The sequence below is a fragment of the Brachybacterium sp. sponge genome (assembly GCF_001613775.1).
Taxonomy (GTDB): Bacteria; Actinomycetota; Actinomycetes; order Actinomycetales; family Dermabacteraceae; genus Brachybacterium; species Brachybacterium conglomeratum.
This window is the reverse complement of sequence record NZ_LRMP01000001.1, coordinates 1,670,572-1,693,581: the sequence shown is the minus strand read 5'-3', so window position 1 is coordinate 1,693,581 and position 23,010 is coordinate 1,670,572. Positions and strand designations below refer to the sequence as shown.

The following is a 23,010-nucleotide window of genomic DNA, read 5'->3' as shown; positions in this document are numbered from 1 at the left end:
CCCAGTGTATGACGGGGGCCGTCATTAACGCTAGACGTTAAACCGGAACTCCACCACGTCGCCGTCGCGCATGACGTACTCCTTGCCCTCCATGCGCACCCAGCCCTTGGCCTTCGCCTCGGCCATCGAGCCCGCCTCGATCAGCTGGTCGAAGGAGACGATCTCGGCCTTGATGAAGCCGCGCTCGAAGTCGGTGTGGATGACGCCGGCGGCCTGCGGGGCGGTCGCTCCCTTGGGGATGGTCCAGGCGCGGGACTCCTTGGGACCGGCGGTGAGGTAGGTCTGCAGACCGAGCGTGTCGAAGCCGACGCGCGCGAGCTGGTCCAGGCCGGACTCCTCCTGGCCGGTGCTCTCGAGCATCTCGGCGGCCTCGTCGGCGTCGAGCTCGATGAGCTCGGACTCGAACTTGGCGTCCAGGAAGATCGCCTCGGCCGGCGCCACGAGATCGCGCAGCTGCTGCTGCATGGCGGTGTCGGCGAGGCCGTCCTCGTCGGTGTTGAAGACGTAGATGAAGGGCTTGGCGGTCATCAGCTGCAGCTCGCGAAGCTGGGTGACGTCGATGCCGGCGTCCTTCGCGCCCTGGTAGAGGGTCTTGCCGGTCTCGAGCAGGGCCTTGGCCTTGGTGACGTTCTCGAGCACGGCGGCATCGATGAGGCCGCGCTTGGTGTCCTTCTCCAGGCGCTGCATCGAGTTCTCGATGGTCTGGAGGTCGGCGAGGATCAGCTCGGTGGTGATGGTCTCCATGTCCCCGGCGGCGTCGACGGAGCCGTCCACGCGGGTCACGTCGGGGTCGGAGAACGCGCGGGTGACCTGGCAGATCGCCTCGGCCTCGCGGATGTTGGCGAGGAACTTATTGCCCAGGCCCTCACCCTCGCTCGCTCCCTTGACGATCCCGGCGATGTCCACGAAGGACACCGTCGCCGGCAGCAGCTTCTGGCTGCCGAAGATCTCGGCGAGCTGAGCCAGGCGCGGGTCGGGCAGCGGGACCACGCCGACGTTGGGGTCGATCGTCGCGAACGGATAGTTCGCCGCGAGGACCTCCGCGCGGGTCAGAGCGTTGAACAGGGTGGACTTGCCGACATTGGGCAGCCCGACGATTCCGATAGTAAGAGCCACGGGAGATGAGTCTACGAGGCACGGACGCCGCGGCAACGCCTTCGGACCGTGAGATCGCGGACCTTCGCCTCCCGGCGCGCCCCACCCCCGCCCGGACCGACGCCGCGGCACGGTCCCTAGACTCGCACCGTGACCACGAGCCGCGCCGAGATGACCTACGCGACCGCCCTGAACCGGAACGAGCTGTTCGAGAGCCCGGGCCTGCGCCGCGACATCCCCTCGCTGCTCGATCCGAAGGAGGAGGTCCTGCTCGTGCTGCCCGGTGTCGCCGGGGACTTCCCCGACGTGATGATCGCGAGCGCGACCCGCTTCCTCCTCGCCTCGGTGGCAGGTCCGCTGAAGAGGTCGAAGATCAAGCGCGAGATCCCCGCGGCGAAGGTCTCCGGGGTGGAGTACCGCCCAGGGCTCCTGACCCGGGTGCGCGTGTCGCACGCCACGGGCCGCGACATCGCGATGGTGCCGAACCGCAGGGCGGACGCCGAGCGCTTCGCCCGCGAGTTCGACCACCTGATCCGCACGGGATCACTGCCCGCCTGAGCCCCGTCGACCCGCGGCCGACGGGGCCCGGCAGGACACGCTCAGTACGCGACGGTGAAGCGGGTGCGGCGGTGGGCCGGGGTCTCGATCTCGTCGACCAGTGCGACGGCGAGGTCCTGGCCGGAGAGGTTGGAGTCGCCGTTCTCGTCGGTCAGCAGCACGTCGCCGCCGATGCGATAGGCGCCGGTGCGCTCCCCCGGAGCGAAGGAGCCGAAGCCGCCGGCGGGGCTGACGAAGAACCAGTCCAGCCCCTCCTCGGCGCCGCGCAGGTCCTGCAGCACGGCATCGAGCACGCGCGGCTCCTCGGCGAACTCCTTGGGGAACTCGGGAGTGTCCACGAGCTTCGGGCCGCCCTCGGCGACCAGCAGCGAGCCGGCCCCGCCGATCACGCCGAGCCGCACGCCCTTCTCGCGGGCGAGGCGGCCGACGGACGCGATCAGGGCGCGGAATGCCTCGAGGTCGGCCATGTCGCCGCGGGGCGAGAGGGCGGAGACGACGACGTCGGCGCCGTCGAGCGCCTCGGCGAGGAAGGACTCCTCGCGCACGTCGCCGGCGCGATGGGTGACCCCGGCGGGGACCTGCTCGGGAGCGGTGCGGCTGAGCGCGAGGACGTCGTGGCCGCGGCCTGCGGCCTCCTGCGCGAGGTGGCCTCCCGCGTAGCCGGTGCCGCCGAGGATGACGATGCGAGCCATGTGCTCTCCTTCCGCGCCCGCTGCGGGGCGCTGCTGCGAGGCACCGTCGAGGGTGCCGTCTCGATGAGGGATCCACTGTGAAGCGTGGACCTGCATGCTCACTGTAGGTAACCTGCTCTCTGCAGGGAAGTAGGCACTTCGCGGTAACCCCTCGCCGCCGTCGGCCCTCTCCCGTGAGAAGTCCCGGCCCGGCGGGCCGTCGGCCTTTCACCCACAGCCCGTCCGCCGTCGTTACCGTCCTCCAGGAGACCGCCAGATGTCCGCCCCACGCCCGTACGACCCCTTCGCCCGCGCCTGCCCCTCGCGCCGCCTGCTGGACCGCATCGGCGACCGCTGGACGGTGCTGCTGATCACCACGCTCGAGGACGGTCCGCGCCGCTTCTCCGAGCTGCTGCGCACGGTCGACGGGATCTCCCAGAAGATGCTCACCCAGACGCTGCGCTCCCTCGAGGCCGACGGGCTCGTGCTGCGCACTGTCCACCCCGAGATCCCGCCGCGCGTCGAGTACGAGCTGACAGAGCTGGGGCGTTCGCTGCTCGAGCCGCTCGGGGCACTGATCGGCTGGGCGACCGACCACATGGGCGAGGTGCAGGCCTCCCGGGACGCCGTGTCCGCCAACGTCTGACCGCGCGCCGGGTGCGCGGGTCCGCTCAGCTGTCCCACCCCCGTGATGTGCTGAACCCATGAGCGGAACCACGATGCTCCTGCTGGGTCTCGTCCTCGGCGCGCTGCTCGGCGCGGCCGTGACGTTCATTGTGCTGCGCGAGCGCATGCGCTCCGCGCTCACGCAGAGCCGCGCGGGCGAGGACTCGGCCGATCGCCTGCTGCGCCTGGCCGACGAGCGCCACGAGCGGGACGTCGCCCGGCGCGACGCCGCCGAGGAGGAGCGCGAGGCCGAGCTGCAGCGCACGCTCGCCCCGCTGACCGCGACCCTCGCCCAGCTCGAGCGGAACCTGGCCCGCTCCGAGGCGGCGCGCGCCGAGGCCGAGGGCGCGCTGCGCAATCACCTCGGCGAGCTGGGGCGGCGGGCCCAATCCCTCGAACAGGGCACCACCGCACTCACCGCCGCGCTGCGCGCCCCGGCCTCGCGCGGCCGCTGGGGCGAGGTACAGCTGCGCCGGATCGTCGAGGCCGCGGGGATGCTCGAGCACGTGGACTTCTCCGAGCAGCTCGGAGGTACCCGGGCCGACGGGGAGAAAGGCCAGCGCCCCGACCTCGTCGTCCACCTCTCCGGCGAGCGCACCCTGGTCGTGGACGCGAAGGCGCCGATGGACGCCTATCTCGACGCGGTCGAGGAGCAGGACCCGAAGCGCGCCCGCGCCCGGCGCACCGCGCATGCCCGGGCGCTGCGCCATCACGTGGACCAGATCGCCGGCAAGGCCTACTGGAAGGCGCTCGGGGACACCCCGGAGTTCACGGTGCTGTTCGTGCCGAGCGACGGGGTGCTCGCCGCCGCGCTCGAGTCCGCGCCGGATCTGCTCGAGCACGGTTTCGCCAAGGACGTCGTGATCGCCTCCCCCGCCACGCTCATGGCGCTGCTGCGCACGGTCGCGCACACCTGGCGCACCGACTCGCTGAACCGCGACGCCCGCGAGGTGCTCGAGGCGGGCCGCGAGCTCCACCACCGGCTCGGGACGTTCACCTCCCATCTGGGGAAGGTGGGGCGGTCGCTGGACTCCTCCGTCGCCGCCTTCAACGAGGCCGTCGGCTCGCTGCAGTCGAGGGTGATGGTGACCGCGCGGAAGTTCGAGGACCTGGGCCTCGCCGGCACCGCGGTCGAGGACGTCGAGCAGCTCACGCGCCGTGCCCGCACCCTCGAGGAGGACGAGATCGCGCAGCTCGCGAGCCCGGAGCGCCCGGCCGACGACCGCGGGGGCCGCGCCGCCGGCTGATCCGGGACGGAGGCGCCTCGCCGTCGACCCCACCCGGATGACGCGCCGCCGGCGCAGCCGCGCCGGCCGCTCCCTGCCGCCGCGACCGCGCGTCCCTCCCCGTCGGCCGCTCAGCGGCCCCGGCGCACCAGCACGACCGCGCCGATCACGACCGCGGCCAGCAGCACACCGCCGCCGAGCCCTCCGAGCACGGCCCACATCACCGGCGGCATGGAGACGCCGCTGCGCTCGTCCTCGGTCGGCGGGTCCTCGAGCTCGGGCGCGCCGCCCGCGTCGGAGGCTCCCCCGCTGTCGGAGGCTCCCCCGCCGTCGGAGAACCGGGGAGCCGCGCCGGGATCCGCGGCGGAGCGGTCCTCCACGGCGCCCTGCCCGCTCAGCTCCGGCCCCTCGGCGGGCTCGCCCACCGCATCGAGGTCGAGCACGTAGGGCACCTCGAACAGTCGCTGCGCCGAGTAGTCGGAGGGGACCACGGCGAGCTGGAGGTAGTAGTCCCCGGCGAGGAAGGAGGTGCGGGCCTCGGTGCCGCCGTCCTCGCGGTTGCGGAACTGGATCGGGGCCGCCTGGTTCACCTGCAGAGTGGTCTTCGGCGCGGCCTTCGTCGAGACCCCGGTCGCCTCGCCCGAGGCCGACGGCGGCACCACGAGGTACACGTCGTCCCTCAGCGGCGAGTACAGCCGAGCCTGCAGCGTCAGCCCCATCCCGTCGGGCACCTCGAACTCGCCGAGCGCGATCGCCGCGCGGACCTGCTGGCCGTACTGAGCCGGGATGCGGAAGAACTGCACCTCACCGGGGATGATCGTGCCGCGCATCGGCCCGTCGAGGTCCTGCACGGCGGAGGCGAAGGAGAACGCGGGCTGGATCTGCGCACCGTCGGAGGGGGCGGCGAGCGGCTCCTGCGGGCGCACGTACTTCGCGGCGGGAGGCAGGCCGTCCAGCGCCACCTTCTCCTCCGCGAAGAACTGCAGCTCGACCGGCACCGCCTCCTCGAGTGCCGGGTCGCCGGTGCGCTCGACCTCGAGGATCACCGTGCCGTCGGCGTCCTCCCCGAAGCAGGTGAGCTTCGCGGTCTCCCCCAGGCGCGGGGTCGCGACGGCCGCGGTGATCGGCCCCTGGCCGAGGTCGGCCTCCGCGCGGGCCTGGACCTCGCCGATGCGGCAGTCGACCCCGTCGGCGGAGCTGGTGGCCAGGCGCAGCTGGGCGAGGCTGCTGGCGTCCCCGTCCCCGCCGGGCAGCACCATCGTCGCGGTGAGATGCGCGATCTCGCCCTCGGCGAGCCGCAGACGATAGAAGCGGGAGAAGCCCTCGCCGTCGTCGATCGCGGCGCTGCCGTGCTCGAGCACGTCGAGGAACGAGCCGGGTGCGAGGTCCACGGCGGTCTCGGGGCTGGTCCCGCCGGTGATCGGCTGTCCCTGGGTGGCGTACCCCTGGATCGCGCGGGTCATCTTCACCAGCAGCTCGTCGCGCAAGGTCTCGGCGTCGGTGGCGTCGGCGAAGGTGCCGCCGGTCGCCTCGGCGATGCAGGCCAGCTCGTCGCGGGCGTCCTGCTCGGCCTTGAAGCCGATCGTGTGGATGCGCATCTCGGGGTGCTTCTGCGCGAGATCGGCGGCGACCTCGCAGGGCGGCGGGCCGCCGCACTCGTCGATCCCGTCGGAGACCAGCACGATCGAGCGCATCTCCGCCTCCGGCAGCTCGGCCGCGGCCTTCGTCAGGGACAGGCCGATCGGGGTGTACCCGGAGGGCTGCACGCCCTCGATCGCGCCGAGCAGCGCCTGGCGGTCCAGTCCCTCGGGCTTCACCAGGGTCTTCACGTCCTGGCAGCCGGCCTCCTGGCTCGCCGCGGTCGCAGGATCGGAGTTGCCGTAGGTCATCAGGCCCACGCTCGCGTCCTCGGGCAGCATCGGCACGAGGGTGCTCAGCGCCTCCTTGGCCACGTCCATGCGGCTGCGTCCGCCGACGTCGTCGGCCCGCATCGAGCCCGAGCCGTCCACCACCAGCATCGACGGTGCGGTGCGGCCGGTGTTGTAGCCCTCGGCGCGGGCCTGCGGCAGACCGGCCGGGGCCAGCACGGCGAGGGAGACGAGCAGGGTCGCCAGGAGCGCGAGGGACAGCGGGCGGGCGGCCGTGCGTGGGATCACCGGACCATCATGCCGAATCCCGACGGGTGACGGAGCAGGTCTCCACACCGAAGTGACCGTCGGGTCAGGAGCCGGGCGCGAGCGCTCGCGCTGCGAGCACCGGCGCGTTCGGCGCCTACCTCGTCGGGGTCCCGGCGGACGGGACAGCGCCGGTACGGCTCAGGACTCGGCGGTGGCGCGATCCCCGGTGGGCTTGGTGCGGCGGTCGGACTCGCCGCGGCTCTTCATCTCCTGGCGCAGCTCGCGCGGCAGGGAGAACATGAGGTCCTCGGTGGCGGTGCGCACAGGCTTCACATCGCCGAAGCCGCGCTCGGAGAGCTCGGCGAGCAGCTCCTGGACCAGCACGTCCGGCACGGAGGCGCCGGAGGTCACGCCCACGCTCTCCACTCCCTCGAACCACTCCTCGCGCAGCTCGGAGACGCTGTCGATGCGGTGGGAGGCCTTCGCCCCGGCCTCGAGCGCGACCTCCATCAGGCGCACGGAGTTCGAGGAGTTCGGGGAGCCGACGACGAGGACGAGGTCCGCGTCGGGGGCGATCTTCTTGATCGCGACCTGGCGGTTCTGGGTCGCGTAGCAGATGTCGTCGCTGGGCGGCGCCTGCAGGGTGGGGAAGCGCTCCTTGAGGCGGTCCACGGTCTCCATCGTCTCGTCGACGCTGAGGGTGGTCTGCGAGAGCCACACGACCTTCTCGGGGTCGCGCACGGTGACCTTGTCGACGTCCTCGGGGCCGTTGACGATCTGCACGTACTCCGGCGCCTCGCCAGCGGTGCCCTCGACCTCCTCGTGGCCCACGTGGCCCACCAGCAGGATGTCGTAGTCCTGGCGGGCGAAGCGCACCGCCTCCTTGTGGACCTTGGTGACCAGGGGGCAGGTCGCGTCGATGGTGCGGAGATTGCGCTCCTCCGCCATCTCGCGGACCTTCGGGGAGATGCCGTGGGCGGAGAAGATCACGAGCGCACCCTCGGGCACCTCGTCGACCTCCTCGACGAAGACGGCGCCCTTCTCCTTCAGGCGATCCACGACGAACTTGTTGTGCACGATCTCGTGACGGACGTAGACGGTCTCGTCATAGTGCTCGAGGGCGCGCTCGACGGCGACGACGGCACGATCGACGCCCGCGCAGTACCCGCGGGGCTCGGCAAGGAGGACGGTTCCGGTGCTCACGCCTCCCATCGTAGGAGGCCCGCGCCTGAAGTGGCAGGTCGTGGGGCAAGAGTCACCAACCCTCCACAGGGCGGGGACATCCACTGCCGCTGTCTTCCGGTCCGCGCGATGTCGGCCGGTCGTGGAAGAGTGGACCCCATGACGCAGACGACCCCCGATCCGGGCGGGGCGGGCGAGGGCGCCGAGATGACCGGCGCCCCGGCCGCCGGGGCCCGCCCGCCGCTCGCCGCGACCGCCGCGCAGACCACGGCGGAGAACCCGTGGCCGCTACGGCAGCTGTCCGTGAAGGTCGGCGAGTACGTCGCGCGGATGTCCCCGCTGTGGGTCGAGGGCGAGATCGTGCAGCTGAACCGTCGGCCGGGCGCGGGGCTGAGCTTCATGACCCTGCGCGACATCGACGTGGACATGTCCTTCTCGGTGCCGGTGCGCGAGCACGTGCTGCGTGCCCTGCCGGTCGAGCCGGTGCCCGGCGCGCGCGTGGTCGTGCACGCCAAGCCCAGCTTCTGGACCAAGCGCGGCAGCCTCCAGCTCGAGGCCGACGACATCCGCCCCGTCGGGCTCGGTGAGCTGCTGGCCCGGCTCGAGCAGCTCAAGCGCGTGCTCGCCGCGGAGGGCCTGTTCGCCGCCGCGCGGAAGAAGCCGCTTCCCTTCCTGCCGCGCGTGGTGGGGCTGATCTGCGGGCGAGAGTCCGCCGCGGAGCGCGACGTGGTCGTCAACGCCCGTCGGCGCTGGCCCGCCGTGCAGTTCGAGATCCGCGAGGTCGCGGTCCAGGGCACGAAGGCGGTGCGGGAGGTCTCCGCGGCGCTGAAGGAGCTCGATGCCCGCGAGGACGTGGACGTCATCATCATCTCGCGCGGCGGCGGCTCACTCGAGGACCTGCTCCCCTTCTCCGACGAGCAGCTCACCCGCCTGGTCGCGGGGGCCGACACCCCGATCGTCTCCGCGATCGGACACGAGGTGGACACCCCGCTGATCGACCTCGCCGCCGACGTCCGCGCCTCCACCCCCACCGATGCGGCCAAGCGCGTGGTGCCCGACATCCAGGCCGAGCTCGAGCAGCTGGACCTGGGCCGCACGCGCCTGCGCGCCGCGATCCGCGCCCGCATCGAGCGGGAGCAGTCGGGGCTGGACGCCATGCGCTCGCGGCCCGTGCTCGAGAACCCCTCCAGCATCCTCGCCGGCCGCGCCGACGAGATCCGCTCCCGCATCTCGCTGGCCCGCACCCTGATCGGCTCGCGCCTGGACCGGGCGGCCGACGAGGTCTCGCATCTCGGCAGGCAGGTGCGGGCCCTGAGCCCGCTGGCGACCCTCGAGCGCGGCTACGCCGTGGTCCAGACGGCCGACGGCACGATCATCCGCGCCCCCGAGCAGAGCGAGGTCGGCGAGGCGCTGTCGGTGCGGGTCGCCGGCGGCCGGTTCGGCGCCCTGCACGTGGACACCGACCCCTACACCCCGCCTGCCCCGCAGGCACCGACCGACGACCGGGCCCGCCCCGAGCAGGACCGGACCGAGAACGACGAGGAGACCGCATGAGCACGCCCGATGCCCCGGAGAACGAACTGACTGCCGACGAAGGCGCCCCCGGCACCCCGGGCACCGCGCCCGTCACCCCGGCCGGGGACGAGAAGGCCCTCCCCGCCGATGTCGCCGAGCTGTCCTACGAGGCGGCCCGCGACCAGCTCGTCGAGGTGGTGCGCCGCCTCGAGTCCGGGCAGGGCGGGCTCGAGGACTCGATCGCGCTGTGGGAGCGCGGCGAGATGCTCGCCCGTCGCTGCCAGCAGTGGCTGGACGGGGCCCGCGAGCGGCTCGAGGACGCCGTGGCCGCGCGGCGCGAGGAGGACGGCGCCGAGCGCTGAACGGCCGTCAGCCGATGGCGGCGAGCGCCTCGTCCATGAGCTGCTCGAGCTCGGCCTGATCGGCCGCGCCGTGGACGAGGATCCCGAAGCCCTCGCCCTGGCAGGCGATGCCGGTCTGCTCCGCGTCGTCCCCGCCGCCGAGGACCTGGCATTCGGCGCCCCGGAGGCTCGTCTCCTCGGTGACGGTCGCGCCGGGCATCTCGGCCGACAGCAGCGATGCGCTCACCTCGGTGTCCTCGGCGAGGGTCACGAGATCCCCGCCGGGCGCGGTGTACTGCACGGTCCAGCGCGGGCTCTGCCCGTCGGTGAAGCGCGCCGAGCGCACCTGCCAGTCCTCGCCGGTCGCGGGCACGGCGACGGGGAAGTCGGCCACGTCCTGGGCGCGCTCGGCGGTCGCGGCGACGTCCACCTCGGAGTTCTCCAGCGGCTCGCGCTCGAGGTCGCTGCCCACCCCGAAGAAGCCCACCGCCAGCACGATCACCACGACCATGGTCAGCACGATCGCCCAGACGATGTTGCGCAGCACCGTGTTCTGCTTGGTCGGCAGCTGGTACGCGGACTTCGGCCGCTCGCCGGGCAGCTCATCAGCGCCGGTCACCTCGGCCTGTGTGCCGTCGGCCCCGGCGGACTCGGCCCGCGCGCCGTCGGATGCATCGCTCGCTGCCGCTGCGCCGTCGGACCCAGCGCTCGCTGCTGCCGCACCGTCGGCCCTTGCGCCCTCGGCCCCCGTGCGACCGGCGGCCTCGCCGTCAGCCCCCGCGCGACCGGCGCGCTCGCTGTCAGCCCCCGTGCGAACAGGGCCACCCCCGCCGCCGGCGGGGCTCGCGGTGCGGTCGGGGCTCTCGGACTGGGCATCGTGCATGCGGGCCATTGTCCCCGCCCGTGCCGCCCTCCGCCTCCCGGGGTGATCCGGGCCACGGCGCCCCTCCCCCGCTCATGTCGCCCGCGCCCTGGAAACCTGCGATGATCGAAGCGTGACCGCGAGAATCCTGATCGCCGGAGAAGCCCTCACCGACATCGTCGTCGACGCCGATGGCGGTCGTCGCGAGCACCCCGGCGGCTCCCCCTTGAACGTGGCCGTCGCCCTGGCGCGACTCGGCCACGATGCCCATCTGCTCACCGCGATCGGCGACGACGCCCGAGGCGACGCGATCCGCGCCCACCTCGACGAGTCCGGCGTGCAGCTCACGCCCGCCTCGGTCCGACCCGGCCGCACCTCGACCGCCGAGGCCGTGCTGGATGTGCACGGCGCCGCGACCTACACCTTCGACCTCATCTGGGACCCGGACACCGCCGGGCTGCCCGAGGCGCCGGACGCCGTGCACACCTCCTCCATCGCCGCCGTGCTCGAGCCGGGGGCCACGACGCTCTCCGCCCTGCTGCGCAGCGCCCGCGGGTCCTCGACGATCAGCTACGACCCCAATGCGCGCCCCACCCTGATGGGCGCTCCGGAGGACGTCCGCGCCCGGATCGAGGAGAACATCGCGCTGTCCGACGTCGTCAAGGCGTCCGACGAGGACGTGGCCTGGCTGTACGGCACCGAGGACGTCGAGGACGTCGCCGCCTCGTGGCGCGATCTCGGCCCGTCCCTCACCGTGCTGACCCGCGGCGGCGACGGCGCGGTCGCATTCTCCGACAGCGGTCGCGTGCAGGTCGCGCCGGTGCAGGTCGAGGTGGTCGACACCGTCGGCGCCGGCGACACCTTCTCCGCCGGGATCCTCGACGCGCTGGCCGCCAAGGGCCTGCTCGGCGCGGATCGCCGCGAGATGCTCGCCGCGATCCCGTCGGACGATCTCGCGACCGTGCTCCGACGTGCCGCCGCGCTCTCGGCGATCACCGTCTCACGCGCCGGCGCGAACCCGCCCTGGAGCCACGAGCTCACCTGACCCGCCCCGCCCGGGGCACCGCTGCGCGGGCACGCCGACCCAGCCCGCCTCCCCCTCCACCGGCCCAGGACCGCCCGAGGACCGGATCCGACCACCCGACAGAGAAGACGAACAGGAAGGCCCGTCGATGAACCAGTCCACCCCCGCAGCGCAGCAGAGCGACTACCGCATCGAGCACGACACCATGGGAGAGGTGCGCGTGCCCGTCTCGGCGCTGTACCGCGCCCAGACCCAGCGTGCGGTCGAGAACTTCCCGATCTCCGGGCAGGGCCTCGAGCCCGCCCACATCCACGCTCTCGCCCAGGTCAAGAAGGCCGCCGCCCGTGCGAACAAGGAGCTCGGGGTGCTGGACGGCACCATCGCCGACGCGATCGTCACCGCGGCCGACGCGGTCATCGCCGGCGAGCACGACGACCAGTTCCCGGTGGACACCTACCAGACCGGCTCCGGCACCTCCTCGAACATGAACATGAACGAGGTGCTCGCGACCCTCGCCACGAACGCCGGCACCGAGACCCACCCCAACGACCACGTCAACTGCTCCCAGTCCAGCAACGACGTGTTCCCCACCTCCGTGCACGTCGCGGTGACCGCCGGCGTCGTCGAGCACCTGCTGCCCTCCCTCGCCCACCTCGCCGAGGCGCTCGAGAAGAAGGCCGAGGCGTGGAAGGACGTCGTCAAGTCCGGCCGCACCCATCTGATGGACGCCACCCCCGTCACCCTCGGCCAGGAGTTCGGCGGCTACGCGGCCTCGATCCGCTACGGCATCGAGCGCGTCGAGGCGGCGCTGCCCCGCACCGCGGAGGTCCCCCAGGGCGGCACCGCCGTCGGCACCGGCATCAACACCCCGATCGGGTTCCCGCAGAAGGTCATCGCGAACCTCGTCGATCAGACCGGCCTGCCCCTGACCGAGGCGCGCAACCACTTCGAGGCGCAGTCGAACCGCGACGGCCTGGTGGAGATGTCCGGCGCGCTGCGCACCATCGCCGTCTCCCTCACGAAGATCTGCAACGACCTGCGCTGGATGGGCTCCGGCCCCAACACCGGCCTCGGTGAGATCGCGATCCCCGACCTGCAGCCCGGCTCCTCGATCATGCCCGGCAAGGTCAACCCCGTCATCCCCGAGGCCGTGCTGATGGTGTGCGCGAAGATCGTCGGCAACGACGCGGCCATCGCCTGGGGCGGTTCGCAGGGCGCCTTCGAGCTGAACGTGCAGATCCCGCTGATGGGCACGAGCCTGCTGGAGTCGATCCGCCTGCTCGCCAACGCCTCCACGGTGCTGGCCGACAAGACCGTCGACGGGCTCACCGCGAACGAGGAGAAGGCCCGCTTCTACGCCGAGGCCTCCCCCTCGATCGTCACCCCGCTGAACAAGCTGATCGGCTACGAGTCCGCCGCGAAGATCGCCAAGCACGCCGTCGCCGAGCGCATCTCCGTGCGCGAGGCCGTGATCGCGCTGGGCTTCGTCGAGCGCGGCGAGCTCACCGAGGAGCAGCTCGACAGCGCCCTGGACGTCCTCTCGATGACGGCGCCGAAGGCCTGATCCGTGCTCCGGGTGCCACGGCATCTCGGTCAGACACGGCGTCGTGCATGACGCGCGAACGGGCAGGGGGCGAACCGTCGACGACGGTGCGGCCCCTGCCGATGCCGCTCCCGCTCGCGCTCCTGCGCGGGCTCTTCACGGTGGCGGGCTGGATGATCTCGGCGGCGCCGCTCGCTTTCCTCGCGCTGCTGGTGATCCTGGTGGTCGAGTCCCTGCTCGCGGTCGTGCACGTGCCGGCGTTCTCGACCTCAGACTATGGTGATCGCCTCATCGGGCTGATGCTCGGAGCCGGCGCGATGGTCTCCGGTGCGGCGCTGCTCGTGACCGTCTTCGTGTGGACGGTGCTGCCGGCCATCGAACTGCACCTCGCACGGGCCGGCGCGCCCCGTGCACGTCTGTCCGCGCAGGACGGTCGACGGCTCGTCGTTCCTGCTGCGCGGCGCGCCGGCCTTCTCCTCGCGGTCGCGGCCGTCGGCCTTCTTGCAGCCGGCGCGGTCGTCGGGCTCCTTGCGGAGGAGCCGGGGGACGGTCTCCATGCAGTGGTGTTCGCCGGTCTCGGTCTGAGTGCCGCAGTTCTGAGTCTGTTCGTTCGACGGCGAACCGCCGGTTCATCTGCTGATCTCATTGCGCTGGAGACGGCCTGGCCTCCCGTCGAGTCGACACCCGAGCAAGTGACGGTGATCCTCGCGCGCGAGCGCCGGCGCGAAGCGGATCCAGCGCACGACGTGCCGATGCACGGCCGACGACGGTCCGACGCTCGCCTGCCGGCAGACGGTTCGTCTCTCTCCGCGTGGCCCCTCGCGCTCGTCGGCGCCGGAATCACGGGTCTCGTGCTGTCCGACGTGCTCGAGTACGACGGTCCGTTGCTGGCCGTGCCCTTCGCGCTCCTGCTCGCCGCCGTCGGACTTGGTGCCTTGGTCGCGATCCTCCGCGTCCAGAGTGCTTCGAGAACCTGGGCACGCGAAACCAGCGCGGAGACCGCACCGCGAGCGTCCGCCGCCGTATACACGCGCCGTCATCCCGCTTTGCTTCCCGCCGCGATGCTCGCGATGACGGCGGCGGCCGCGTTCACCGCTGCACTCACGGCGCACTGGCTCGGTCCCACCACATACTCGTCGGTATCCGTGTCGACGAGCTCCACACTCGGGGCGCTTGGAGTCACGCTCGCTGTCGTGTCGATCGGAGTCAGCGCGATCGAGCATACGGGGACACGGGCCTGGCGCGAGCGGTTCCTTCTCGCGCGCCAGGATCTCGATCCATTCTGGTGCCCCGACCTGCACCACGACGGGTTGCAGAGCATCCACGGCTGGCTGAACGGGCGCCACGCACCTCCGCATGGACGACGGACTCTCTGACACTGCAAGCATTCGAACGCGACAGCCGCCCCTGCCGCGCGTTGCCCGGTCGGGCCACACCGTGCCGATGCGCACGTCGCACCTTGACCTGGAGCGCACTCCAGGGTCTGAGATGAGCGGCATGTGGATCCTGCTGCTCGCGCCCTACGCGCTCCTCGCCCTGTCTCAGCTCCTCGCCCTCGTGGCCCTCGCCAAGGCCGCACCGGCCATGGGCCTCGGCCTCCCCGCCCTCGCGGTTCCGGCCCTCGTCTATCTCGCCGCCGCCCTCCTCAGCCTTGCGGCCTTCGCTCTCGCCGTCGCGCCGGAGCGCCTCGGGCCTCCCGGGCCGAAGGAGCCGCTCATCGCGCTCGCGGTGCTCTCCGGACTGCTCGTCTGCGCGGCTCCGCTGCTGTGGGGGCGGACGATCGGCGAGTTCCACCTCTCCCACCACGTGGTGCGGGCGCTCGTGACCACTGCGTGCCTCGTGCTGTACTCCTGGTATGTCGCTTCCCATCGGTGAGGTCGCACGCCGCAGCGGGCTCAGCCCGGACGCCCTGCGCTACTACGAGCGCGAAGGGCTGCTGCCGGCGCCGGAGCGCACGGCGGGCGGGGCCCGACGCTACGACGAGTCGGCCCTTGACCAGCTCGCCGTGATCACGTCGCTGCGTGCCGTGGGCTTCAGCCTCGCCCAGGTGCGCGACCTGCTGGGTGCCAAGGAGGGCACGCACACCGTGCGCGAGCGGATCGACGCCGCCCGCACCGCCCTCGACGCGCTCGATGCCGCGCTCGACGAGAAGGAGCGCGAGCTCACCGCCGCCCGCGGGCAACTGCGCGCCTGGCGGGACGAGCTCGACTCCGGAGAGCCCTGGCCGGACACCCCCTTCGGCTGCTGAGCTCTCCCGCCGAGCACGCACAGCCCGCGGTCCGTCGCCGCCGTCGCCCCACCACTGTCGCCGTCCCGGCGTCACCCTGCAGTCGCCGCCGCCTCCGCCGCAGCGGCGTCTGTGACCACTGGCGAAATGCGGGGATCCTCCGCCCCAGAGAACGTCGGTGCCCATATACCGCCAGTGAACACAACCACGCCCACCGGCCGGCACCCTTCCGACGTCCTCGGTCCTCGGTCCTCGCACGGATGTTCAGCCACTCCGGGCACTCCGTCGGAGCTCGCGTCGATGATCACCGCGGCCGAGGATCGTCTGCAGCTTCCGGCGAGTGTCCGGCCATTGCAGGAACACCTGCTCCCACGTCAGGCGCGTGACTCGGTACCCGATCGACTCCAGGTACAGGTCCCGCGCCCGGTCGTCGGCATAGCTCAGCGGATCGTCATGGAACTCGCGACTGTCGCATTCGATGATCCAGCTCCGCCCCACCAGCAGATCCACACGCCGTGCGTCGTACGGGAAGCGCACTTGAGTCTTCACGCCGATGCCCCGCGACTCGAACCACCAGCGCACGGCCGTCTCGGTGCCCGACTCCGCATCGCCCCGCACGCGTGAGAGCGTCCGACGGATGTCCTTCGGCAACCTCGAGAGGACCTGTTCCAGCTGCCCTCGGCCGATCAGCCCGCGCTGGAGCGAGGACTCCATGAGCACCGCCGCCTTCACCCTGGGAAGGCATCGAGCAGCGTGCTCCAGCACCAGGCCCAGGTCAGGGACGGGATCGTCGTCCGGCCAGGACCGCAGCTCGGGTCCGTGCAGGACGAGACGCTGCAACGGTCTCTTCCCGGTGCCGTTCGTCCGTCCGCGCCGCAGGGGCAGCGCCCTCACGTCCTCGAGCTCGGGCGACAGCCTCAGCATTCGAGGTCGGAACACGTGAACGCCTGTGTGCGGCGGCGTCCAGACTCCGTGCAGGGATGCCGCGTCGAGGCAGGTGGGGCGCAGACCCAGCTCGAGCAGAGCGAGGAGATCGGTCGGCGCGGTGTCCGTGACGTACCAGGGACGTACGGTGCGGTGCTCGCCGTGTTCGGTGCGCCGCAGGAGCTCGGCGCGGACGACGCCCTGCGCCCGGAGGGTCCGCTGATGGTCAATGCCGTCGATCTTCATGAGGGCATCGGAGCATGTCCCCACTCGTGGCCGACGACGCGCATCCCTCATGGGGACGGAGCGCCGGTGGGGAGGAACAGTCCCAGCGCTGGCGCCGTTAGGAAGACTTGATCCCGGTCCGGAACGTGCAGGGAAGGTCAGCCCGGGCAAAGGTGCCGACGGCCAGAGGCAGGACCGGACGTGATCCGAGAGCCTCGCCCCTGCCCGCGCCGCGGTCCTCTGCGTTGACTGGCGGAATACGGGGACGCTACCGCCTATACGGCCTCCGTCCGGCTATGCCGCCAGTCAACGCATGCGCTGCCGACGCGCGACGTGACGACGTGGCGGCGGCGATCCCGCGGACGCAGCGGGTCTGGATGTCTCACACTCAGCGCGGCGAGCCCGCGGAGGCGGGATGTGCCGGCTCCGCGCACCCCGGACCCCTGCGCTCACTGGCGGAATACGGGGATGCTTGCGCCCATGCGGCCCCCGTCCGGGTATACCGCCAGTGAACGCAGAGACTCCACCGCAGCATGGACCGACCTCCGGCGCTCAGCGCCGGCACCCCGCCCCGCCCCTCAGGGGATCGGCTCGTCCAGGACGTGGGTGACGAGCTCGGCGACCTTCGACCGCTCGGAGCGCTGCAGGGTGATGTGCGCGAAGAGCTCCTTCTCCTTCAGCGCCTCGACCACGGACGCGATGCCGTCGTACCGGCCGATGCGGAGGTTGTCGCGCTGGGCGATGTCGTGGGTGAGCACCACGCGGGAGTTCTGGCCGATGCGGGAGAGCATGGTCAGCAGCACGTTGCGCTCGAGGGACTGGGCCTCATCGACGATCACGAAGGCGTCGTGGAGCGAGCGGCCGCGGATGTGGGTCAGCGGCAGCACCTCGAGCATGCCGCGGGAGAGCACCTCGTCGATCACGTTCTGGGAGACCATCGAGCCGAGCGTGTCGAACACGGCCTGACCCCAGGGGCCCATCTTCTCGCTCTGGTCGCCGGGCAGATAGCCGAGCTCCTGCCCGCCCACGGCGAACAAGGGCCGGAACACCATGATCTTGCGCTGGGTACGGCGCTCGAGAACGGCCTCGAGGCCGGCGCAGAGGGCGAGGGCGCTCTTGCCGGTGCCGGCGCGGCCGCCGAGGGAGACGATGCCGATGGACTCGTCCTGGAGCAGGTCGATCGCGACGCGCTGCTCGGCGGAGCGGCCGGCGACCCCGAACACGGTCTGGTCGCCCTGCACCAGCCGCACCTGCTTGTCGCGGGTGACGCGGCCGAGCGCCGAGCCGCGCGGGCTCGTGATCGTCAGGCCTGTGTGCACGGGGTGGTGGGCGATCTCGGGCACCTCGACGACCTGGCCGTCGTAGAGGTCGGTCATGGTCTGCTCGTCCACGGAGGTGGTGACCATGCCGGTGTAGCCGCGATCGCGGGCGAGCTCGGCCCGGTACTCCTCGGCATGGATGCCGGAGGCGCTGGCCTTGATGCGCATCGGCAGGTCCTTCGACACCAGCACCACGTTCTTGCCCTCGAGCTGGAGGTTCTTCGCGACGGCGAGGATGCGGGTGTCGTTGTCGCCGAGGCGGAAGCCGTCGGGCAGCGAGGCGGTGCTCATGTGGTTCAGCTCGACGTGCACGTGGCCGCCGTCCTTGCCGATCGGGAGCGGCACGGAGAGGTTCCCGTGCAGCTCGCGCAGGTCGTCGAGGATGCGCAGCGCCTGACGGGCGAAGTAGCCGAGGTCGGGGTGGTGGCGCTTGGCCTCGAGCTCGGTGACCACGACGATCGGCAGCACGATGTCGTGCTCGGCGAAGCGGTGCAGCGAGAGCGGGTCCGAGAGCAGCACCGAGGTGTCCAGCACGTAGGTGATCACGCCCGTCTTGATCTCGGCGAGCATCTGCTGGGCGGTGCCGGGCCGGAGCGAGGGCACCACGGGGGCGCCGTCGGGGTTCGCGGCGCCGATCACCGCCGTCCCGCCGTCCGGTCCGGGCGAGAAGCTGCCGCCGAAGGCGGTCGTCGTCTCGCGGGCAGTGGTCGTCTCGTCCATGGGAGCCTCCCGGAATCTCGCGGATGCCTGGACCTTAGCCCTCGGCGCACCCGCCGTCGGGCGAGTCCCGCGGGCGGCGGACACGACGTTCACCCGATCGTCATCGGGAGTTCTGCGGGCTCCCGATGAGGGCCAGTGTGCCACCGCTCACAGCGCGAGGCGGGGAGGGTGCGGGCGGGTGCGTCGCGCTCGCAGCGGCCGACGGGGCACGGAGGCCGACGGTCTCAGGCGCCGTAGCGGCGCTCGCGTCGGCAGTAGTCGCGCAGAGCGCGCAGCAGGTCGATGCGGCGGAACCCGGGCCAGTAGGTCTCGCAGAACCAGTACTCGGAATGCACCGACTGCCAGAGCAGGAAGCCGGAGAGGCGCTGCTCGCCGGAGGTGCGGATGATGAGGTCGGGGTCGGGCTGGCCGCGCGTGTAGAGGTGCTCGGCGATCGCGCCGACGCTGATCCCCTCTGCGATCTCCTCGATGCCCTTCCCCTGCGCGCCGAGGTCCCGCACCAGCTCGCGCACCGCGTGGACGATCTCCTCGCGGCCGCCGTAGCCGATCGCGACGTTGACCGTCAGGCGGGCCTCGGGCGAGGTCTCCTGCTGCAGGCGGGCGATCCCCTCGCGCATCTCCTCGGGGAGGGAGTCGGCGCTGCCGGTCAGGCGCACGCAGTAGCCGGCGTCGGTGATCTGCTCGATGGTCGAGGTGATGATCTCGTACAGGGCGACGAGCTCCTCCGGCGGGCGCCGGAGGTTGTCGGTGGAGAGCATCCACACGGTGACCAGCGGGATGCCGAGGTCCTCGCACCAGGAGAGGAACTCCACGATCCTCGCGGCGCCGGCCCGATGGCCCTGGGCGGTGGACTCGCCCGCGGCCTTGGCCCAGCGACGGTTCCCGTCGACGATCACCCCGAGGTGCTGCGGGAGGTCGAAGGACTCGAGCTCCTTGGACAGCCTGCGCTCGTACACGCGGTACAGCAGCCCGTCGCCGGCCATGCGCGCCTCCGTCCCCTCGTCGTGCCCGCCCGGCACCTCCGCCCCGGGGGCGCGCCGGGTGCGGCGCGCTGCGTCCATTATCGACGACGGCGGGAGCGCCGCCCGACGATCGGGGGGAATCCGCACGAGACGGTCACAGCACCCCCATACCGAACCTACGGTTGCGTAGGTTACGGTGTGCCCATGACCCCCGGACCCCATGACGAGGCCGCCGCGAGCGGCTCCGGCCGCACCCCGCGCGACGCCGACGAGTCCCCCGCCACCCCCGGCGGCGCCCCGACGCTCGAGGACCCCGCGCCGCGCGAGATCGCGGAGGCCGTCGCCGGCAGCGGCGGTACCACCGAGCTGCGCGACGAGGACCTGCCCACGGCGGAGAACTTCCCCTTCGCGCCCCGCACCCTGACCCGGGCGATGGCACGCCGCGCCACCCAGCTCGGCCTCCAGCTGCCCAAGCCGCGACTGCGCGGGATGCTGCACCTGATCGCCTTCCCGACCACGCTCGTGCTCGGGCTGCTGCTGGTCGCCGTCGGCCAGACGCTCACGATCCGCCTGGCCTGCGCGGTGTTCGTGCTGACGGCCGGGATGCTGTTCGGGATCAGCGCGGTCTACCACCGCGGCACCTGGTCCCCGCAGCACGCGATCATCCTGCGCCGCTTCGACCACGCGAACATCTTCCTGATCATCGCCGGCACCTACACCCCGATCGCCGCGGCGCTGCTGGCCCCGCGCCAGGCGCTGACGCTGCTCGCGATCGCCTGGGGCGGCGCGCTGGTGGGGGTATGCTTCCGGATCTTCTGGACCGGTGCGCCGCGCTGGCTGTACGTCCCCGCTTATGTCGCCCTCGGCTGGGTGGCGGTGTTCTACATGCCGCAGCTGCACGCGGGCGGCGGCTGGCCGGTGGTGATCCTGCTGGCCGTGGGCGGGATCGCCTACACGGCGGGCGCGGTGATGTACGCGCTGAAGCGCCCGAACCCTTCCCCCGCCTGGTTCGGCTTCCACGAGATCTTCCACGCGGGCACGCTGATCGGCTTCGGCTGCCACTTCGCGGCCGTCGCCGCGGCGGTGCTCTGAGGAGAGCCGCTCCCCGGGCGGCGCGCGCTCAGCGGCGCTCGTCGCCCTCCGGCGCGTCGTCGTCCGACGGGTCCGAGGAGTCCGACGGGTCCGACGGCTCCGCAGAGTCCGCGGGCTCTGCGTCCGGCACGGCGTCCGGGTCGTCGGCCTGCGGCTCCTCGGCGTCCTCGCCGTCGGCGCGCCCGCCGTCGGGGGCGTCTCCTGCGGCCTGCTCGCGCTCGACCGCCTCGGCCTCCTCGCGCTCGAGCTGCGCCTGGCGCTCCTCGACCCGGGCCCTGGCCTGCACCCGTCGGACGCGCCGCGTCATGTCGATCAGGAGCAGCACGACGACCACCGCGAGCACGAAGGTCGCAAGGAAACCGGGCAGTCCCGGGGAAACGGTGACGGAGTTGAACTCCTCGCCGTCCGACGGGCTCGGCGCGGCCTGGAGCACGGCGCCGAGGGCCGGGAGCACGCCCGCTCCGCCGAGCCCTGCCCCGATCACGGGCGGGCCTCCACGGTCTCGTGGCGGAGCCCGGCGAACAGGTCCCGCTCGGGCAGCTTCACGCCGATCCGGGAGATGTGCAGCTCGTAGTCCTCGGTGCCCCAGGCCGCGATCTCGGCGTCGTGCGCGATGCGGAAGAAGGGCCCCTCGGGGTCGACCTGGGTGGCGTGGGCGCGCAGCGCGTCGTCGCGGATCCCGAGATAGTCGCGCACGTCGATGCGGGTGGTGAGCAGCCGGTCGTGGCTCTCGTCGTAGTGCTGGAGCATCTGGTCGAGCTCCTCGTTGGGGGTGCCCTCGGCGCGCAGGTGACGGCTCACGGCGGCGAAGCGCTGACGGTGGAAGCCGTTGATGTAGTACAGCTTCGCGACCTCCCAGGGCTCGCCGAGCTCGGGCGCGAAGTCAGGGTCCGCGGCGAGGTCGAAGGCCGCCACGGAGATGCGGTTGACCTGGATGTGGTCGGGGTGCGGGTAGCCGCCGTTCTCGTCATAGGTGGTCATCACGTGCGGGCGCAGACGACGCACCGCCTCGACCAGCGGACGGACCGCCTCCTCGACGGGGAGGGTCGCGAAGCTCCCGGCCGGCAGCGGCGGCAGCGGGTCCCCCTCGGGCAGTCCCGAGTCGACGAAGCCGAGCCACTCGTGGTCCACGCCCAGGATCTCCTTCGCCCGCTCCATCTCGCGGCGGCGGATCCCGGGCAGGCTCTCGGGGGTGATCCCCGGATCGTCGCGGAGGCGGGGGTTCAGCACGTCGCCGCGCTCTCCGCCGGTCGCGGTGAGCACCGTGACCTGCACTCCCTCGCGTGCGTAGCGTGCGGTCGACCCGGCACCCTTGGACGACTCGTCGTCGGGATGCGCATGGACGGCCACCATCCGCAGGGACTCATCGGGGGCGGGCAGCTGGACGGTCACGGGACTCCTCGGAGACGACGGGCGGGGCACTGCCCCGGTGCGGTTCACGCGCGCGACCGACACGGTCCGCGACACCTGCACCAGCGCCTGATCGTACGCCACCCCTCCGGGAGCGAGCAGGGCGCGGGCCGCCTCCCCGCCCCAGGACGTGACCGGTCCCTCGCCCCCTCCGCCCGCGCTCCCGGGCCGCTCCCGGGGAGGGTCTGGGAGACTGGGCGCATGGACGATGCCGAGGAGCTCCACCGCCAGCGCTACGGCGGACCGCTCGTCTCCCCCCGCACCGCGAAGATCCTCGTCGCCGTCGCCGGCGCGGTGTTCGTCGCGATCGTGATCGTGGTGGGGCTCTTAGTCGCGCGCGAGGAGGTCCGCTACGACGTCCTGGCCTACGACCACCTCGCCTCCGACCGCATCGGCGTGGACTTCGTGGTGACGATGGCGCCCGGCACCGAGGCGACCTGCCGGATCCAGGCGATGAACGAGGGGCGCGCGCAGGTCGGCTTCGTCGAGACCACGATCCCGGCGCAGACCGAGCGCCGCACCGCGCACCACGTCGAGATCTCCACCCAGGGCGAGGCGGTCTCCGCCGAGGTCGTCGGCTGCACCGTCGGCTGACCCCGCTGCCGACCGGCGGACCATTCCCGCGGATTTCACGATGCGCGTAAAACGTCCACCGGTCCCGGGAAATGCACAGCGCGCCGTGTAATGTTGCCCGGAACCGGCGAACGACCGGTCATCATCACCCGCACACGGGGCGCATGAGGACATGTGCCCCGTGATTCGCGTATTGGGGGTCTTCGTCCCCGTGCGCTTCACCGAGGACGACAGGAGTGAACCCATGAGCAGCCAGCCGAATGGCGCCTGGCTCACCCAGGACGCGTACGACCGCCTGGCCAAGGAGCTCGCCGAGCTCGAGGGCCCGGGCCGCACCGAGATCGCCGAGCGCATCGCCGCGGCTCGCGACGAGGGCGACCTCAAGGAGAACGGCGGCTATCACGCCGCCCGCGAGGAGCAGGGCAAGATGGAGGCGCGCATCGCGGACCTCCAGCGCCTGCTGAAGAACGCCGTGGTCGGGGAGTCCCCGAAGGACGACGGCGTCGTCGAGCCCGGCATGGTCGTGGCGATCTCGATGGCCGGCAAGGAGCGCACCTTCCTGCTGGGCAACCGCGAGATCGCCGACGGCGACGACGACCTGGAGGTCTACTCCATCGAGTCGCCGCTGGGCAGCGCGATCCACGGCTCGAAGGTCGGCGACACCGTCGACTACACCGCGCCGACCGGGAAGTCCTTCCCGATCGAGATCCTCCGCGCCAAGCCGTACTCGGCCTGAGCCGCGCGCCCCACGGGGCGAG

General features: G+C 72.1%; 23 protein-coding genes. 13 read left to right on the top strand and 10 right to left on the bottom strand.

Translation table 11 applies throughout. The features are described from left to right. Positions 1–30 precede the first annotated feature (30 nt). A complete protein-coding gene (gene ychF / locus A4A78_RS07465; RefSeq protein WP_062947669.1) occupies positions 31–1,116 on the bottom strand; it encodes a redox-regulated ATPase YchF in 1,086 nt (361 codons plus the stop codon). A 129-nt stretch (positions 1,117–1,245) separates the two neighbouring features. Between ychF and A4A78_RS07460 the strand changes: the two genes are divergently transcribed. Beyond that, positions 1,246–1,653 carry a hypothetical protein gene (locus tag A4A78_RS07460; protein WP_156488571.1) on the top strand — a complete coding sequence of 136 codons (408 nt, stop codon included), beginning with the start codon at positions 1,246–1,248 and terminating at the stop codon, positions 1,651–1,653. Between the two features lie 41 nt (positions 1,654–1,694). On the opposite strand, the gene A4A78_RS07455 is transcribed toward A4A78_RS07460, so the two are convergent. Then, on the bottom strand, positions 1,695–2,345 hold the full coding sequence (locus tag A4A78_RS07455) for an NAD(P)-dependent oxidoreductase (protein WP_062947667.1): 651 nt from the start codon (positions 2,343–2,345) through the stop codon (positions 1,695–1,697). A gap of 256 nt (positions 2,346–2,601) precedes the next feature. Here A4A78_RS07455 and A4A78_RS07450 point away from each other — a divergent pair, with 256 nt between their 5' ends. Then, positions 2,602–2,970: a helix-turn-helix domain-containing protein gene (locus A4A78_RS07450; RefSeq protein WP_062947666.1), complete on the top strand. Its 369-nt coding sequence runs from the start codon at positions 2,602–2,604 to the stop codon at positions 2,968–2,970. Positions 2,971–3,028: 58 nt separating this feature from the next. Beyond that, positions 3,029–4,237, top strand: coding sequence for a DNA recombination protein RmuC (locus A4A78_RS07445; RefSeq protein ID WP_231880864.1), 1,209 nt, complete (start codon positions 3,029–3,031; stop codon positions 4,235–4,237). Between the two features lie 110 nt (positions 4,238–4,347). Here A4A78_RS07445 and A4A78_RS07440 read toward each other — a convergent pair whose 3' ends face one another. Together A4A78_RS07440 and A4A78_RS07435 are read right to left on the bottom strand one after the other, a co-directional pair. After that, positions 4,348–6,372, bottom strand: a complete 2,025-nt coding sequence (locus tag A4A78_RS07440) for a VWA domain-containing protein (RefSeq protein ID WP_062947664.1) — start codon at positions 6,370–6,372, stop codon at positions 4,348–4,350. A gap of 159 nt (positions 6,373–6,531) precedes the next feature. Further along, positions 6,532–7,545 carry a 4-hydroxy-3-methylbut-2-enyl diphosphate reductase gene (locus tag A4A78_RS07435; RefSeq protein ID WP_062947663.1) on the bottom strand — a complete coding sequence of 338 codons (1,014 nt, stop codon included), beginning with the start codon at positions 7,543–7,545 and terminating at the stop codon, positions 6,532–6,534. 129 nt (positions 7,546–7,674) lie between these two features. On the opposite strand from A4A78_RS07435, the gene xseA reads away from it, so the two are divergent. Continuing rightward, positions 7,675–9,069 carry an exodeoxyribonuclease VII large subunit gene (gene xseA / locus A4A78_RS07430; protein WP_062947662.1) on the top strand — a complete coding sequence of 465 codons (1,395 nt, stop codon included), beginning with the start codon at positions 7,675–7,677 and terminating at the stop codon, positions 9,067–9,069. Further along, a complete protein-coding gene (locus A4A78_RS07425; protein ID WP_062947661.1) occupies positions 9,066–9,392 on the top strand; it encodes an exodeoxyribonuclease VII small subunit in 327 nt (108 codons plus the stop codon). Before xseA ends, A4A78_RS07425 begins: the two co-directional genes overlap by 4 nt. 7 nt (positions 9,393–9,399) lie before the next feature. On the opposite strand, the gene A4A78_RS07420 is transcribed toward A4A78_RS07425, so the two are convergent. Then, entirely contained in the window at positions 9,400–9,990 is a 591-nt protein-coding gene (locus A4A78_RS07420) for a DUF4245 family protein (RefSeq protein WP_231880863.1), read from the bottom strand. Between the two features lie 376 nt (positions 9,991–10,366). On the opposite strand from A4A78_RS07420, the gene A4A78_RS07415 reads away from it, so the two are divergent. The 5 genes from A4A78_RS07415 to A4A78_RS07395 all read left to right on the top strand — a co-directional run bounded on the left by A4A78_RS07415 (position 10,367) and on the right by A4A78_RS07395 (position 15,048). Next, positions 10,367–11,278 (top strand): carbohydrate kinase, encoded by a 912-nt coding sequence (locus tag A4A78_RS07415; protein WP_062947659.1) that lies wholly within the window; start codon positions 10,367–10,369, stop codon positions 11,276–11,278. A gap of 127 nt (positions 11,279–11,405) precedes the next feature. Further along, a complete protein-coding gene (locus A4A78_RS07410) occupies positions 11,406–12,821 on the top strand; it encodes an aspartate ammonia-lyase (RefSeq protein WP_062947658.1) in 1,416 nt (471 codons plus the stop codon). A 47-nt stretch (positions 12,822–12,868) separates the two neighbouring features. After that, positions 12,869–14,176, top strand: a complete 1,308-nt coding sequence (locus A4A78_RS07405; RefSeq protein WP_156488570.1) for a hypothetical protein — start codon at positions 12,869–12,871, stop codon at positions 14,174–14,176. Positions 14,177–14,288: 112 nt separating this feature from the next. Then, the gene (locus A4A78_RS07400) at positions 14,289–14,675 is read left to right on the top strand and encodes a hypothetical protein (protein ID WP_141748235.1); all 387 of its coding nucleotides are present in this window, start codon (positions 14,289–14,291) and stop codon (positions 14,673–14,675) included. Continuing rightward, positions 14,656–15,048, top strand: a complete 393-nt coding sequence (locus tag A4A78_RS07395; RefSeq protein WP_062947655.1) for a MerR family transcriptional regulator — start codon at positions 14,656–14,658, stop codon at positions 15,046–15,048. Before A4A78_RS07400 ends, A4A78_RS07395 begins: the two co-directional genes overlap by 20 nt. A gap of 243 nt (positions 15,049–15,291) precedes the next feature. Here the strand turns inward: A4A78_RS07395 and A4A78_RS07390 are convergent, their stop codons facing one another. The 3 genes from A4A78_RS07390 to A4A78_RS07380 all read right to left on the bottom strand — a co-directional run bounded on the left by A4A78_RS07390 (position 15,292) and on the right by A4A78_RS07380 (position 19,198). Continuing rightward, the gene (locus A4A78_RS07390; RefSeq protein ID WP_062947654.1) at positions 15,292–16,197 is read right to left on the bottom strand and encodes a hypothetical protein; all 906 of its coding nucleotides are present in this window, start codon (positions 16,195–16,197) and stop codon (positions 15,292–15,294) included. Positions 16,198–16,754: 557 nt separating this feature from the next. Continuing rightward, a complete protein-coding gene (locus A4A78_RS07385) occupies positions 16,755–18,065 on the bottom strand; it encodes a PhoH family protein (protein WP_231880970.1) in 1,311 nt (436 codons plus the stop codon). A 374-nt stretch (positions 18,066–18,439) separates the two neighbouring features. Next, positions 18,440–19,198 (bottom strand): isoprenyl transferase, encoded by a 759-nt coding sequence (locus tag A4A78_RS07380; RefSeq protein WP_062947653.1) that lies wholly within the window; start codon positions 19,196–19,198, stop codon positions 18,440–18,442. 183 nt (positions 19,199–19,381) lie between these two features. Here A4A78_RS07380 and A4A78_RS07375 point away from each other — a divergent pair, with 183 nt between their 5' ends. Beyond that, positions 19,382–20,269 (top strand): hemolysin III family protein, encoded by an 888-nt coding sequence (locus tag A4A78_RS07375; RefSeq protein ID WP_062947652.1) that lies wholly within the window; start codon positions 19,382–19,384, stop codon positions 20,267–20,269. A gap of 28 nt (positions 20,270–20,297) precedes the next feature. Here A4A78_RS07375 and A4A78_RS07370 read toward each other — a convergent pair whose 3' ends face one another. Together A4A78_RS07370 and mca are read right to left on the bottom strand one after the other, a co-directional pair. Next, positions 20,298–20,753, bottom strand: a complete 456-nt coding sequence (locus A4A78_RS07370; protein ID WP_062947651.1) for a hypothetical protein — start codon at positions 20,751–20,753, stop codon at positions 20,298–20,300. Beyond that, a complete protein-coding gene (gene mca / locus A4A78_RS07365; RefSeq protein ID WP_062947650.1) occupies positions 20,750–21,661 on the bottom strand; it encodes a mycothiol conjugate amidase Mca in 912 nt (303 codons plus the stop codon). The genes A4A78_RS07370 and mca overlap by 4 nt, the downstream gene beginning before the upstream one ends. Positions 21,662–21,880: 219 nt before the next feature. On the opposite strand from mca, the gene A4A78_RS07360 reads away from it, so the two are divergent. Further along, positions 21,881–22,273: a DUF4307 domain-containing protein gene (locus A4A78_RS07360; protein ID WP_062947649.1), complete on the top strand. Its 393-nt coding sequence runs from the start codon at positions 21,881–21,883 to the stop codon at positions 22,271–22,273. Positions 22,274–22,496: 223 nt separating this feature from the next. Beyond that, complete coding sequence (gene greA, locus A4A78_RS07355) at positions 22,497–22,988, top strand: transcription elongation factor GreA (protein WP_010550261.1); 492 nt, start codon at positions 22,497–22,499, stop codon at positions 22,986–22,988. Positions 22,989–23,010: the final 22 nt, after the last annotated feature.

What these genes read in the sequence shown, in the direction of transcription:
- A4A78_RS07455 (WP_062947667.1), bottom strand. Translation starts at nt 2,345, where the DNA reads ATGGCTCGCATCGTCATCCTCGGCGGCACCGGCTACGCGGGAGGCCAC.
- A4A78_RS07450 (WP_062947666.1), top strand. Translation starts at nt 2,602, where the DNA reads ATGTCCGCCCCACGCCCGTACGACCCCTTCGCCCGCGCCTGCCCCTCG.
- A4A78_RS07445 (WP_231880864.1), top strand. Translation starts at nt 3,029, where the DNA reads ATGAGCGGAACCACGATGCTCCTGCTGGGTCTCGTCCTCGGCGCGCTG.
- A4A78_RS07435 (WP_062947663.1), bottom strand. Translation starts at nt 7,545, where the DNA reads ATGGGAGGCGTGAGCACCGGAACCGTCCTCCTTGCCGAGCCCCGCGGG.
- xseA (WP_062947662.1), top strand. Translation starts at nt 7,675, where the DNA reads ATGACGCAGACGACCCCCGATCCGGGCGGGGCGGGCGAGGGCGCCGAG.
- A4A78_RS07425 (WP_062947661.1), top strand. Translation starts at nt 9,066, where the DNA reads ATGAGCACGCCCGATGCCCCGGAGAACGAACTGACTGCCGACGAAGGC.
- A4A78_RS07410 (WP_062947658.1), top strand. Translation starts at nt 11,406, where the DNA reads ATGAACCAGTCCACCCCCGCAGCGCAGCAGAGCGACTACCGCATCGAG.
- A4A78_RS07405 (WP_156488570.1), top strand. Translation starts at nt 12,869, where the DNA reads ATGACGCGCGAACGGGCAGGGGGCGAACCGTCGACGACGGTGCGGCCC.
- A4A78_RS07400 (WP_141748235.1), top strand. Translation starts at nt 14,289, where the DNA reads ATGAGCGGCATGTGGATCCTGCTGCTCGCGCCCTACGCGCTCCTCGCC.
- A4A78_RS07395 (WP_062947655.1), top strand. Translation starts at nt 14,656, where the DNA reads ATGTCGCTTCCCATCGGTGAGGTCGCACGCCGCAGCGGGCTCAGCCCG.
- A4A78_RS07390 (WP_062947654.1), bottom strand. Translation starts at nt 16,197, where the DNA reads ATGAAGATCGACGGCATTGACCATCAGCGGACCCTCCGGGCGCAGGGC.
- A4A78_RS07385 (WP_231880970.1), bottom strand. Translation starts at nt 18,065, where the DNA reads ATGCTCGCCGAGATCAAGACGGGCGTGATCACCTACGTGCTGGACACC.
- A4A78_RS07380 (WP_062947653.1), bottom strand. Translation starts at nt 19,198, where the DNA reads ATGGCCGGCGACGGGCTGCTGTACCGCGTGTACGAGCGCAGGCTGTCC.
- A4A78_RS07375 (WP_062947652.1), top strand. Translation starts at nt 19,382, where the DNA reads ATGACCCCCGGACCCCATGACGAGGCCGCCGCGAGCGGCTCCGGCCGC.
- A4A78_RS07360 (WP_062947649.1), top strand. Translation starts at nt 21,881, where the DNA reads ATGGACGATGCCGAGGAGCTCCACCGCCAGCGCTACGGCGGACCGCTC.
- greA (WP_010550261.1), top strand. Translation starts at nt 22,497, where the DNA reads ATGAGCAGCCAGCCGAATGGCGCCTGGCTCACCCAGGACGCGTACGAC.